The organism is Devosia sp., from assembly GCF_965229025.1.
GTDB lineage: Bacteria > Pseudomonadota > Alphaproteobacteria > Rhizobiales > Devosiaceae > Devosia_A.
Genome location: NZ_OZ245853.1, coordinates 1836543 through 1849344, shown reverse-complemented (window position 1 = coordinate 1849344; position 12802 = coordinate 1836543). Strand labels below are relative to the sequence as shown.

Here is a 12802-nt window from a genome sequence, read left to right as displayed (position 1 = left end):
TTTCTTATCGGGATTGCCAATGACGTCTTGGATCAATGAACTCCTCGCGGGGCTTTCAAACCCCGCGATTTTGTTTGGCCACTTCACCTATCTGCTGCTGATCGTCTCGATGCTGATGCGGCGCATGGTGCTTCTACGCTCGCTGGCGGTCGCCTCCGGTGTGGCAAAGATCATCTACCGGGCCTTCTTCGTTTTCGATCCTGTCAGCGTGCTCTGGGAAGCGATCTTCGTGATCGTCAACGTCGTCCAGCTCTTCCTCATCTGGTACTACGAGTACCAGCACAGCTTTGCCGAGGACGAAAAGCACTTTGCCGAAAGTATGCCAGGCGGCGTCGACCGCAGCGCCGTCAAGCGTTTGCTCGACCACGCTGAACTTGTGCAGTTCGAGCCCGGCGCCACCCTCACCACCGAGGGTGAGCCCGTGCAAAAGCTGATGTATCTCGCCGATGGCATCGTGAAGATTGAACGAGGCGACCGCATCGTCGCGATCTGCGGCCCGGGCGATTATGTCGGTGAGTTGAGCTTTCTCTCCGGTTCTCCGGCCAGCGCCTCCGCCACGGTGGTCAAGCCTACCCGCATCTTGTCCTTCGACCAGAAAAAGCTCACCGCCGCTATCGAAGCTGACGCGCAACTGCGCCGCACGCTGGAATCCGCACTCAATCGCAATCTCGCCGGCAAACTGGTGCGCGCCAACGATGCCGGAGAACTCCCCAGCGTTGCGTAGGAAACGACGCTGCCTTGCCTCAAGATAGGCTTGCGGAATCTGCCGCTGCCCTTTATTTCCCCGCCATGACAGAGCTTGCCGCCGTCCCCCCCGCCGACTCCATCCTCATCATCGACTTCGGGTCGCAGGTGACCCAGTTGATCGCGCGCCGCCTGCGCGAGACCGGAGTCTACTGCGAAATCCACCCCTTCCAAAGCGCCGGCGAGGCTTTCGCCCGGCTGCGGCCCAAGGGGGTCATCTTTTCGGGCGGCCCAGCCTCGGTCACCGATGAGGGCAGCCCTCGAGCACCGCAGCCCGTGTTCGATTCTGGCGTGCCGATCCTCGCCATTTGCTATGGCCAGCAGACACTGGCGCTGCAGCTCGGCGGCCGCGTCGAAGGTGGCCATGCCCGCGAGTTTGGCCGCGCCGATGTGCATATCCATGAGACCAGCCCGCTGTTCGACGGCGTCTGGCAGGTCGGCGGCAACTATCCTGTCTGGATGAGCCACGGCGACCGCGTCACCGAACTGCCCGAGGGCTTCACCGTTGTCGGCACGTCCGAAAACGCGCCTTTTGCCGTCGCGGTCAATGAGCGCAAGCGCTACTACACCACCATGTTCCACCCAGAGGTGGTGCACACGCCCGATGGCGGCAAGCTCCTCGCCAACTTCGTGCACAATATCGTCGGGCTTAAATCCGACTGGACCATGCATGCCTATCGCCAGCGCGCTGTCGAAAAGATCCGCGCCCAGGTCGGCAAAGGCCGGGTGATCTGTGCCCTTTCCGGCGGCGTCGACAGTTCAGTGGCTGCCATTTTGATCCATGAAGCCATCGGCGAGCAGCTCACCTGCGTCTTCGTAGATCACGGCCTGATGCGCATGAACGAGGCCGACGAAGTGGTCTCGATGTTCCGCGACCACTACAATATCCCGCTTGTCCACGTCGATGCTGCCGACAAGTTCATCGGCGCGCTCGAAGGCGAGTCTGACCCGGAAACCAAGCGCAAGACCATCGGCCGGCTGTTCATCGAAGTGTTCGAGGATGAAGCCAAAAAGATCGGCGGCGCGCAGTTCCTCGCCCAGGGAACGCTCTACCCCGACGTTATCGAAAGCGTCAGCTTTTCCGGCGGACCTTCGGTGACCATCAAGTCGCACCACAATGTCGGCGGCTTGCCTGCCCGCATGAACATGCAACTGGTCGAGCCCTTGCGCGAATTGTTCAAGGACGAAGTCCGCGCGCTGGGCCGCGAACTGGGGCTGCCCGATCGCTTTGTCGGACGCCACCCGTTCCCCGGCCCCGGCCTTGCCATCCGCCTGCCGGGCGGCGTGACGCGCGAAAAGCTCGACATCCTCCGCCGCGCCGACGCCATCTATCTCGATGAAATCCGCAAGGCCGGCCTCTACGACAAGATCTGGCAAGCCTTCGCCGTACTGCTGCCGGTGCAAACCGTTGGCGTCATGGGCGATGGCCGCACCTACGAGTTCGTCTGCGCGCTTCGCGCTGTCACCTCGGTCGATGGCATGACCGCCGACTTTTTCCCCTACGACATGAACTTCCTCGGCCGCGCCGCGACCCGCATCATCAACGAAGTCCGCGGCATCAACCGCGTCGTCTACGACGTTACGAGCAAGCCGCCGGGCACGATCGAGTGGGAATGACGCGAGGATTTCCGATCTGGGCTAGGCGGGCAACGCTGCCAAGAACTCCAGCACTGCCTCATTGAAAACCGCCGGCCGCTGCACCGGCGCAAAGTGCGTGACTCCAGGCAACGTCACGCGTCGTGCCTTCGCGATGCTCCGCGCCAGATAATCGGCGTGCTCGGGCTTGATGAATTCATCGCCTTCGCCCAATGCCACAGTGACCGGCACGGTGATTTCGGCAAGGTCCGCCGTCGAGTAGTTCGGCTGCGTCTGCTGCATCAGGCTCACCGCGTCGACGAAGCGCTGGAAGGCACCCGGGGTTGCAGAGAGCGCCGCATAGTCCTTCTGGTGTCGGCTGAAGCAGCGCTCGATGACCGGCGTCAGCACGAACGGCAGGGTGCCGCTGGGGTCCATGTTGCAGGCAAAGAACAGCACTCCCGAAATCCGCTCTGGCACTTGCCGTGCGAGAATCAGCCCAACGCAGGCTCCATCGCTCCAGCCCACAATGGCAGCGCGTTGCACCCGGACCTCGTCCAGTACCGTCAATACATCTGAGCCCATGAGTTCATAACTATAGGGCTGGTCGTCCCGCGTGCTTCTGCCGTGCCCGCGGCTGTCAATGACGATGACCTGATATCCGGCTGCAACTAGAGCCGGCACCTGGAAACCCCAGTTGCCCGCGTTGCCTAGACCGCCATGCAGCAGCACGACCGCCGGTCCTGCGCCGTAACGCGCATACCAGATGTGGGCGCCGTCATTTTCGATATGGCCCGCGACTTCGGTGGGAAGGGCAGGCGGCCCTTCCGCCTCAAATCGCATCAGGTCATCATCGCGGGTATCCATAGGGGCTCCTTTGCGGCCTAGCCGCCGATTTCGTTCACATCCTCCAGTCGAACGAAACGGAACCCTTTCGACTTCAACGCCAGAATTCCTTCGGCAATCCCCGCACCAGCGGGACGTGTCGGCTGGTTGACATGGGCAATAATCACGTCGCCATCGACGGCGGTCTCGAACCGCTTTGCTGCGCCCTTTTCCGAAAGGCTCGCCCCCAGGTCCGCGTTGAGCGAAAACCCGGCGATCCGGTAGCCCATACTGTTGATCAGCGTCATCGCGTCCGCACTATAGAGCGCCGCCGCCCCACGGTACCAAACCGGCTGCCGACCACTTACCGCCAGCACGTCATGCGCCCCGTTTCCCACTTCCGCGGTAACGGCCTGCGGCGTGCCTGCTGGTATCAACCCATAAGGCTGCTCGCTCCCGATCACCGCCGGAATGTGGTTCTCACCATGGTCCTCAAGCTCAAACAGGTCCGGGTGCGCCAGCAGCACCTTCAACGCACCAGGGTTGTGCCGTAACCACCGCCCAGTCACGAAGACCGTCGCCGGCACGTCATTGTCCACCAGCGTCGTCAGGATCCGCTCGTCCACCGCGCCGGTGCAGGCGTCCAGCGTCAATGCCACCCTGGGGCCGTCGACGCCGCCCGGCGCAATATGCAAGGTGGGCTCGATCAGCTTTAAGGCGGATACCGGTGAAGACATGCTCGCGCCAACCAGCACGCAAAGCGCAAAACGCATGAACCGAGCCATCAGGATCTCCATTAGCGCCGTTCTAGCCCGCCTTTGTCAGCGTTTCCATTCACTGCAGTCGCCATCGCGGCTTCCTGATCAAAGTCCGGTCTGATCGAGATCGAAGCAATCTGATAGGCGCAATCGCGTCCCCCTTACTCACCCAGACGTACGGCGCTATGCTGAGAGCATGTTGAAACACTTGGCTGCTGCACTGTTCGTCCTCGTTTCTCTCTCCACCCCGGCCCTCGCTGGGACCAACGAGGGCATTTCCGCATATCAGTCCGGCAATTACGGCGCGGCACTTCACGAACTGCTACTCGCAGCGGACGCTGGCGACCCCATGGCGCAGACCGTTCTGGGATTCATGTACGTTAACGGTGAGGGTGTGCCGCAGGACAATGCGCTGGCGCTGAAGTGGTTTGGGCTCGCGGCGCCTCAGGGCAATGTCGATGCCCAGCATAACCTGGCCTATATGTACGACACTGGCTTGGGCGTGCCGCGAAATGTCCTCGAAGCCGTGAAATGGTACAAGCTTGCGGCCGCCCAGGGCAGGGCTGACTCCCAGTTCAATCTCGCCAACATCTACCAGACAGGCGAGTCAGGCGTGCCCAGGGACGAACTAGAGGCGGCCAAGTGGTACATGCTCGCAGCCCAGCAGGGGGACGTCGAAGCCGAGTTTAGCCTCGGGGCCCTCTATTTCGACGGGCGCGGTGTGGCGCGCAACGAAGCGGAGGCCGTCAAGTGGTTCACTCTCGCCGCGCATGAGCATCACGCCGAGGCTCAGTACAACCTGGGCGTGGCCTATAATACCGGCCGGGGCGTTCCCGCCGACAATGTCGAGGCCGCCAGATGGTTCAGGATGGCCGCCGAACAGGGCTATGCCGCGGCTCAGGCCAATCTTGGTCTGCTCTACGATCACGGACAGGGCGTCCCGCAGGATGATGAGCAGGCGGTCAAGTGGTACGCGCTGGCGGCCGACCAGGGCGAGCCCTACGCTCAGAACAGCCTGGGGTTGATGTACAAGGCTGGCTACGGCGTTCCGCAGGATGATGTCATTGCCTACAAGTGGCTCAACCTTGCCGCCCAACAGGGCCACGCCGGTGCCACCAAGGCCCTGGCGTCCCTTGCCGAGCGCATGACGCCCGAGAAAATCGAACAGGCGCGCAAGCTCACCAGCGAGTGGCGGCGCAAGTAGCTGCTATGGTCAGCCGGTGATCTTGATGGTTACGCTGTCGCGACCTTCCTGCTGCACCAGATCGTAGAGCATGCGCGCATTGTCGGGGTGGAGACGCACGCAGCCATGCGAGGCGATCTTGCCCAGGTGCTTGATGTCATTGGTGCCGTGGATCGCGTACCCGCCATTGAAAAAGATCGCGTAGGGCATCGGAGCGTTGTCGTATTTCTTGGAGTAGTAGCGCTCGTACATGCGCACCACTTCATACCTGCCTTTGGGCGTGCTGTGTCCCTTGCGGCCGGTCGACACATCGAACGTATAGGTGAGCCGGCCGTCGACACGCACTTGCATCTGCTGGGTCTGGATATCGACATCGACCAGAATCTGCCCGGCGAGTGCAGGTGTTGCAAGTAAACCGAAGACCAACAGGGCGGCAACGCGACGCAACATCTTACTCACTCACTCTCAACGAACCCGGAAAGACTTTGCCCTAGCGCAATTGCCACGCCGTTAACGGCCTGCCGGCTCACAGCGTTGTGAGGCAAGGGTCTCCAAACCGCATGGTTGGGTTTGCATTCGGCAGGCCGGGTCACTATGGTGCCGCCGCATTTGACCGGAGACTAGTAGCCTTCCATGTCCAACGAGAACTTCATCAGCGAGATCAACGAAGAGCTGCGCAGCGATCGCCTCCGCAATTTCTGGCGGCGCTACGGCTCCTGGGTCATCATCGCGATGGTCCTCGTGGTGGTTGGCGTGGCCGGCAAGGAAGCCTGGGATTGGTGGCAGGGCTCCAGCTCGTCACGCTCTTCCGACCAGTTCTATTCCGCCCTGCAGCTTGCCGACGGCACCGATGCTGCCGCAGCGCAAAAGGCCCTTGATGACCTGGAAAAGCAGGGCTCCGGCGTTTACCCCACGCTTGCCCGCTTCCGCGCAGCAGCGCTGCTCGCCAAGGAGGGCAAGACCGCTGACGCCGTCGCCGCGTATGATGCTATTGCCACCGCCGAAACCAATAAGCATATCCGCGACCTCGCCTACGTCCTCTCCGGTCAGTTGCTGGTTGATGGCGGCGACGTTGCCCAGGTTGAACAGCGCGTCGGCGCGCTGATTGATGGCATCAACCCGATGCGCAACGCGGCCCGAGAGGCCCTCGGCCTGGTCAAATACAAGGCCGGCGATCTCGATGGCGCCATGAAGGCGTTCAGTGATGCCATAGCCGATCCGCTGGCATCGCAGGAACTCCGCCAGCGCATGCAGGTCTATATCGCCCAGCTCGTGGCGCAGGGCGTGGTTGATCCCGCTGCCGCGGCAGCCGAGGCCCCTGCCACCCCGGCGGCGCCAGCCGCCGACACTAACACCATGGCGCCAGCCGCCGACAGTAACACCATGGCGCCAGCCGCCGATGCCAACACCATGGCGCCGGCCGCAGATACCGCTGCGGCTCCGGCCGTTGGCGATGCACCGGCTATGGATACCACTGCGCCCGCCGCCGAAACCCCGGCAGCGCCTGCGCCGGCCAAATAAGGCCGCCGACGTCTTTGTGCGGCTCCCGCCAGGCGCGGGAGCCGTTTCCTTTTGGAGGATCTCCCTGTGCGATTCTCTCAGCCGCCGGCATGCCCCGGTGATATGAAGTCGTGGTAAAAGCCACGTGCGGAACATTTCATGAGCGTTACCGTTGCCATTGTCGGCCGTCCCAATGTCGGCAAATCCACCCTGTTCAACCGGCTCGTGGGTCGAAAGATCGCACTGGTCGATGACACCCCCGGCGTCACGCGTGACCGCCGCGAGGCCGAGGGCCACATCGGCGACCTGAAATTCCGCGTCCTCGACACCGCTGGTTACGAAGACCGCACCGATGGGTCGCTCGAAGACCGCATGCGTCAGCAGACCGAGATCGCTATCCGCGATGCCGACGTCATCCTGTTCATGATCGACGCCAAGGCCGGCGTCACACCGCTCGACGAGCGCTTCGCCCAGGTGCTGCGCAAGGCTGGCAAGGACGTGCACCTGATCGGCAACAAGGCCGAAAGCCGCGCCGCCGATCCCGGCTTGATGGAAGCCTATAACCTCGGCTTCGGCGAACCTGTCGCTCTCTCCGCCGAGCATGGCCTCGGTCTTGCAGATCTCCACGCCATTGTCTCGAAGGCAGTTGATGCCGCTGCCGCCAAGGTCACCGACCACACCATGCCGGTCGATGTCCTGCCCGAGGTGAATATCGATCTGCCCGAAGACGACGGCAGCACGGAGGAGGGCGTCGCCAAGCGCTGGGATCCCGGCCGCTACCTCAATGTCGCCATCGTCGGCCGCCCCAACGCCGGCAAGTCGACGCTGATCAACCGCATGGTCGGCGAAGACCGGCTGCTCACTGGCCCGGAAGCAGGCATCACCCGCGATTCCATCCTGGTCCCCTGGGAGTGGGAAGGCCGCGTCATCAACCTCGTCGACACCGCAGGCATGCGCCGCAAGGCCCGCGTCACCGAAAAACTCGAAAAGCTCGCCGTCGGCGATTCGCTGCGCTCCATCCAGTACGCCGAGATCGTGGTGCTGCTGATCGATGCACAGATCCCGTTCGAAAAGCAGGACCTGACGCTTGCTGATCTGGTCGAGCGCGAAGGCCGCGGTCTCGTTATCGCGATCAACAAGTGGGACACCATCGAGGACAAGAACGCCAAGCTCGCCGAACTGCGCGAGGAGCTTGATCGCTATCTGCCGCAGCTTAAGGGCGTGCCGCTGGTTACCATTTCCGGCCTCCAGGGCCGCAATATCGACAAGCTGATGGCCGCCATCTTTGCCGTGGAGCAGAAGTGGAACAGTCACGTCTCCACCGCGCGCCTCAACCGCTGGCTCGCCGGCATGACCGAGAGCCATCCGCCTCCGGCCGTCTCCGGCCGCCGCCTCAAGCTGCGCTACATGACGCAGGCGAAGATCCGGCCGCCGAGCTTCATACTGTTCGCTTCACGGCCCGAAGCGCTGCCCAACGCCTACCAACGCTATCTGGTAAATGGCCTGCGCGACGCGTTCGACATGCCTGGCACGCCGATCCGGCTCTGGATTCGCGGCGGCGATAACCCCTTCGCAGACAAGCGCAAGAAGAAGGACTGAGCCATTTCCGATTGGCTATTCGCAATTGCGGATCGCGTCGCTATATCTGGTCGCTCCCAAGCGACCCGATGCTGAGTGCGGGGCCGCAACCCCGATAGACCAGTGTTCCTCGAAATCCTCATCGTCATCGTTCTGACGCTCGTCAATGGCCTGCTCTCGATGTCTGAGCTTGCCGTCGTCTCCTCGCGCCCGGCGCGCCTTAAGGTTCTCGCTGCCGACGGCAGGCGCGGCGCCACTGTCGCCCTGAAGCTTCAGGAAGATCCCGGCAAATTTCTATCTTCGGTGCAGATCGGCATCACGCTTGTCGGCGTGCTGTCTGGCGCCTTCTCAGGCGCAACCCTTGGCGAGCGGCTGGGACTCGGGCTCACAGGCGCCGGCATTGATGCGTCAATTGCCATGCCGCTAGGTGTCGGAATCGTCGTCATCATTATCACTTACCTGTCGCTGATCATCGGCGAACTGGTGCCCAAGCAGATTGCACTGCGCGATCCCGAAGGGGTTGCGTCGAGCGTTGCGCCCTCAATGGCGCTGATCGCCTCCATCGGCGCGCCGCTGGTCTGGCTGCTCGACGTCTCCGGCCGCCTCATCCTCGCGCTGTTGCGCCAGACCGGCGACACCGGCGAGCGTGTCACGGACGAAGAGGTCAAGACCATCATCGCCGAAGCCGAACATGCCGGCGTCCTCGAAAGCGAGGAACGCCACATGATCACTGGCGTTATGCGCTTCGCCGACCGCGCCGCTCGCGGCCTGATGACCCCGCGCCTCGACGTCGAAATCATCGACCTGTCGTCCACCCAGGAAGAACTGGTCACCACTTTGCGTGAGACGCGCCATTCCGTGCTCCCGGTGCAGGACGGCGGCGTCGATTCCGTCGTCGGCGTCATCGTCAGGAAAGACCTACTGGATACGCTGTTCAGCGGCGAGACGCTTGATGTTCGCGCCCTGGTCAAGCAGGCGCCGGTTGTCATGGATCGCTCAGATGCGCTGGACGTCCTCAAGGCCATCCGCGCCTCGCTGGTTCACATGGCGCTGGTCTTCGACGAATACGGCCACTTCGAAGGCATCGTCACGCCCGGTGACATCCTCGAGGCCATCACCGGCGCTTTCCAGGAAGAAGAGGGCGACGAATCTGCCTTCGTTACGCGCGAGGATGGCTCGTTCCTCGTGTCCGGCTGGATGCAGGTCGACGAGTTCCAGGACAAGATCGGCGTGCCCATCCCCAAGGATGCCAAGTACGCCACTGTCGCAGGCTACGTACTGGCCGAAATGAACCATCTTCCCAACGTCGGCGAAACCTTCGACCGCGGCCACTGGCACTTCGAAGTCCTAGACCTCGACGGTCGCCGTATCGACAAGGTGCTGGTGTCGCGAAAGAGCTAGCTCCGGCTTCGTCACCTCTCCCTTTGGGGGAGAGGTAGGCGCGCAGCGCCGGGTGAGGGGGCCTGCACTTCCTCCGCACCTTCTCCCCCCTGGGGAGAAGGTGCCCGAAGGGCGGATGAGGGGTCTTTCTTGCTGAGCTAAAGCGCCCGCAGTTCCGAGCTTTCCCAGTCGAACAGCATCCGGTTCTCAGCATAACCCGGCTCGATCATGTCGATCAGCTTGGGCGCCACCACCGATGGGCTCTGCAGCGTTTCCGCGTCTTCACCGGGAAACGCCCGCGCTCGCATCGCAGTGCGCAGCGCGCCCGGGTAGAAAGCGTTCACCTTGATCTTGGTCGCGCCTTCGACTTCCGCCGCGTAACTCTTGATCAGCGCCTCGAGCGCCGCCTTGCTGGCGGCATAGGGGCCCCAGAACGCCCGTGCCGAGCGCGCTGACGACGACGACACGAACACCGCGCGCCCCGCTTCCGACTGGCGCAGCAGTAGGTCCACCGAACGGATCAGCCGGTAGTTTGCAGTGACGTTAAGCGCCATCACCTTGTCGAATTCCTTGGGATCGACATGCGCCACCGGGCTTAGCGTGCCGAGCATGGCGGCGTTACCAACGACGCCATCTAGCCGCTTCCAGCGCCCGAAGATCGCCGCGCCCAGCCGGTCGATAGCGTCGCCATCCCGCAGATCAACCGGCACCAGCGTCGTTGTGCTCCCGAGCTTCTGGATCGCATCATCCAGCTCTTCGAGCCCGCCCACCGTGCGCGCCACCGCGATCACATGCGCGCCGCGCCGCCCGGCCTCAAGCGCTGCGTGAAAGCCGATGCCGCGCGAGGCGCCAGTGACGAGAACGATCTTGCCCGAAAGGGACTGGGTGGAGGTCATCAGTGAGTTCCGCTGAAATGTGACGCGGTTCTAGAGCGTTTCCAGGAAAAGTGGCAACGGTTTTCCGGTTCGGAAACGCGGCAAATCAGGTTCGGGTAGGGCGCAGGGGGAAAGCCCTAACCCTGCCTTAGCTCGCTTCCCGCATCACCGCGCCGGTCCGCGGGTCGACCTTCTTGTTCCGCCCGTTGAGGTCGGTCAGCGTCGTCGGGTAGTCCCCGGTGAAATAGTGGTCGGTAAACTGCGGCGCCAGGGCGTTGCGCTTCACCCCGCCTACCGCATCGTAAAGCCCGTCGATGGAGAGGAACGCCAGCGAGTCCGCACCGATGAACCGGCACATCGAAGCCAAGTCCTTGTGCTGGTTGGCCAGCAGGTTTTCCGGATCCGGCGTATCGATCCCATAGAAATCCGGATAGTAGATCATCGGGCTCGCCACCCGGATATGTACCTCAAGCGCGCCCGCCTCGCGCATCATCTGCACGATCTTCAGCGAGGTCGTCCCGCGCACGATCGAATCGTCGATGAGCACCACGCGCTTGCCTTCGATCTCCGCCCGGTTCGCCGAGTGCTTCAGCTTGACGCCAAACGCGCGAATGGACTGCGTCGGCTCGATGAAGGTCCGTCCCACGTAGTGGTTGCGGATGATCCCGAGCTCGAACGGAATGCCGCTTTGCTGCGCAAAGCCGATCGCTGCCGGCGTGCCACCATCGGGCACGGGCACCACGACGTCGGCTTCGACCGGCGCTTCCTTGGCAAGGTTGATGCCCATGCGCTTGCGGGCCGTGTAGACCGAACGTCCGCTCACCACTGAATCCGGCCGCGCGAAATACACATATTCAAAGAGGCACGGCCGCTCGGGTTGCTTCCGCTGCTGCTTCCGCGCGTCGATCGAAATCGAGCCATCCGGCTGCAGTTCGCAGATGATCACTTCACCATTTTCGACATCGCGCACATACTTGGCGCCGATGATGTCGAGGGCGCAGGTCTCCGAGCAGAAGATCGGCTTGCCATCCAGGTCGCCCATCACTAGCGGCCGGATGCCAATCGGGTCGCGCGCCGCAATCAGCTTGGTGCGGGTCATCGCGAGCATCGAATAACCGCCTTCCATCTGGCGGATCGCATCGATGAAGCGGTCGGTGGACGAGCTGTGCCGTGAGCGCGCCACGAGGTGCAGCACCACTTCGGTGTCCGACGTCGACTGGCATATGCCGCCCGTCGCGATGATCTGCCGGCGCAGCGTCAGACCATTGGTGAAATTGCCATTGTGCGCAATCGCAATGCCGCCCTCTTCGAGTTCGGCAAACAGCGGCTGCACATTGCGCAGCGCTACTTCGCCGGTCGTCGAATAGCGCGTGTGGCCGATCGAGATCGAACCCGGTAGCCGCGCCAGCGTCGCTGGGTCGGTATAGTGGTCACCCACGAGGCCCATGCGCTTTTCGGTGTGGAAGTGCCGCCCATCGAAGCTGACGATACCTGCCGCTTCCTGCCCGCGATGCTGCAGGGCATGCAGCCCCAGTGCAGTCAGGGTCGCCGCCTCCGGGTGCCCCAGGATCCCGAATACGCCGCACTCTTCGCGCAGCGTATCATAGTCCCATTCGGCAACCGCCTTGGCGGAGGCATTGGAGTGGTCAGTCATCGCGGGGTCCTCAGCAATGGTCTGCCTGCAAAGCAATTGGGACCGCTATGCGGCCCCAATCTCGTATTGGCAATACATTCAGCACAAAGTCATCAAGTGCTCGTGCCCGCTTTCGGCGTCGCTGGGGCGAGCGGCGCAGAGTCCTCGGGCGCATCGGTGCTGTCGTCTGGCGGGGCTGTCTCGTCGGGCGTGGTATCGTCCGGCGCCACGTCTTCGCCCTGGCGCTTATGCATCAGGTCGGTGACCTGCTTTTCCATATCCGGCGGCAGCGCGGCAATCAGATCGTCGCCAAGTTTTTGCAGCATCGGCAGGGATTTGGATTCGGTCGCCCATGTCGGCAGTTTGTCGCCGATCAGCCAGACGAAGAACACCACGCCAACCACGGCAATCAGTATGCCGCGCGCCGTACCGAACACGAAGCCCAGCGTCCGGTCCAGCGGGCCGATCCGGCTGTCGACCACGAAATCGGCAATCCGCATGGTGATCAGGTGCAGGATGATCAGAGCGACAATGAAGCTGCCCGCGACCAGCACGATCTTGCCGATCAGCTCTTCCGAGAAATAGCTCTTCAGCAGGTCGCCATGATAGAAATAGAGGTACGCGGCAATCGCCGCTGCGCCTAGCCATGTGGCTAGCGACAGCACCTCGCGGGTGAAGCCGCGCGCCGTCGCCAACAGCGCAGAAATCAGGACAAGAACGCCGACGCCAACGTCGAATGCAGTCAACATAT

12 protein-coding genes are annotated in these 12802 nt (G+C 62.7%); 6 read left to right on the top strand and 6 right to left on the bottom strand.

Translation table 11 applies throughout. The features are described 5' to 3' along the window. Positions 1–19: 19 nt before the first annotated feature. Together ACO06J_RS09180 and guaA are read left to right on the top strand one after the other, a co-directional pair. Positions 20–724, top strand: coding sequence for a Crp/Fnr family transcriptional regulator (locus ACO06J_RS09180; RefSeq protein ID WP_421760398.1), 705 nt, complete (start codon positions 20–22; stop codon positions 722–724). A 65-nt stretch (positions 725–789) separates the two neighbouring features. Beyond that, positions 790–2361: a glutamine-hydrolyzing GMP synthase gene (gene guaA, locus ACO06J_RS09175; RefSeq protein WP_421760397.1), complete on the top strand. Its 1572-nt coding sequence runs from the start codon at positions 790–792 to the stop codon at positions 2359–2361. Between the two features lie 21 nt (positions 2362–2382). Here guaA and ACO06J_RS09170 read toward each other — a convergent pair whose 3' ends face one another. Both ACO06J_RS09170 and ACO06J_RS09165 read right to left on the bottom strand, forming a co-directional pair. Further along, complete coding sequence (locus ACO06J_RS09170; protein ID WP_421760396.1) at positions 2383–3186, bottom strand: alpha/beta fold hydrolase; 804 nt, start codon at positions 3184–3186, stop codon at positions 2383–2385. A gap of 17 nt (positions 3187–3203) precedes the next feature. Continuing rightward, complete coding sequence (locus ACO06J_RS09165; protein ID WP_421760395.1) at positions 3204–3929, bottom strand: polysaccharide deacetylase family protein; 726 nt, start codon at positions 3927–3929, stop codon at positions 3204–3206. A 169-nt stretch (positions 3930–4098) separates the two neighbouring features. Between ACO06J_RS09165 and ACO06J_RS09160 the strand changes: the two genes are divergently transcribed. Then, on the top strand, positions 4099–5106 hold the full coding sequence (locus ACO06J_RS09160; RefSeq protein WP_421760394.1) for a tetratricopeptide repeat protein: 1008 nt from the start codon (positions 4099–4101) through the stop codon (positions 5104–5106). Positions 5107–5115: 9 nt separating this feature from the next. On the opposite strand, the gene ACO06J_RS09155 is transcribed toward ACO06J_RS09160, so the two are convergent. Continuing rightward, the gene (locus tag ACO06J_RS09155; RefSeq protein WP_421760393.1) at positions 5116–5535 is read right to left on the bottom strand and encodes a L,D-transpeptidase; all 420 of its coding nucleotides are present in this window, start codon (positions 5533–5535) and stop codon (positions 5116–5118) included. Positions 5536–5718: 183 nt separating this feature from the next. Here ACO06J_RS09155 and ACO06J_RS09150 point away from each other — a divergent pair, with 183 nt between their 5' ends. The 3 genes from ACO06J_RS09150 to ACO06J_RS09140 all read left to right on the top strand — a co-directional run bounded on the left by ACO06J_RS09150 (position 5719) and on the right by ACO06J_RS09140 (position 9564). Further along, positions 5719–6606: a tetratricopeptide repeat protein gene (locus ACO06J_RS09150; protein ID WP_421760392.1), complete on the top strand. Its 888-nt coding sequence runs from the start codon at positions 5719–5721 to the stop codon at positions 6604–6606. A 138-nt stretch (positions 6607–6744) separates the two neighbouring features. Then, positions 6745–8184: a ribosome biogenesis GTPase Der gene (gene der / locus ACO06J_RS09145; protein WP_421760391.1), complete on the top strand. Its 1440-nt coding sequence runs from the start codon at positions 6745–6747 to the stop codon at positions 8182–8184. A gap of 102 nt (positions 8185–8286) precedes the next feature. Beyond that, a complete protein-coding gene (locus ACO06J_RS09140) occupies positions 8287–9564 on the top strand; it encodes a hemolysin family protein (protein ID WP_421760390.1) in 1278 nt (425 codons plus the stop codon). Between the two features lie 137 nt (positions 9565–9701). Here ACO06J_RS09140 and ACO06J_RS09135 read toward each other — a convergent pair whose 3' ends face one another. From ACO06J_RS09135 to ACO06J_RS09125, 3 genes are all read right to left on the bottom strand, one after another. Then, positions 9702–10439: an SDR family NAD(P)-dependent oxidoreductase gene (locus ACO06J_RS09135; RefSeq protein ID WP_421760389.1), complete on the bottom strand. Its 738-nt coding sequence runs from the start codon at positions 10437–10439 to the stop codon at positions 9702–9704. A gap of 127 nt (positions 10440–10566) precedes the next feature. Next, positions 10567–12072, bottom strand: coding sequence for an amidophosphoribosyltransferase (gene purF / locus ACO06J_RS09130; protein ID WP_421760388.1), 1506 nt, complete (start codon positions 12070–12072; stop codon positions 10567–10569). 92 nt (positions 12073–12164) lie between these two features. Then, positions 12165–12800, bottom strand: coding sequence for a CvpA family protein (locus ACO06J_RS09125; protein ID WP_421760387.1), 636 nt, complete (start codon positions 12798–12800; stop codon positions 12165–12167). Positions 12801–12802: the final 2 nt, after the last annotated feature.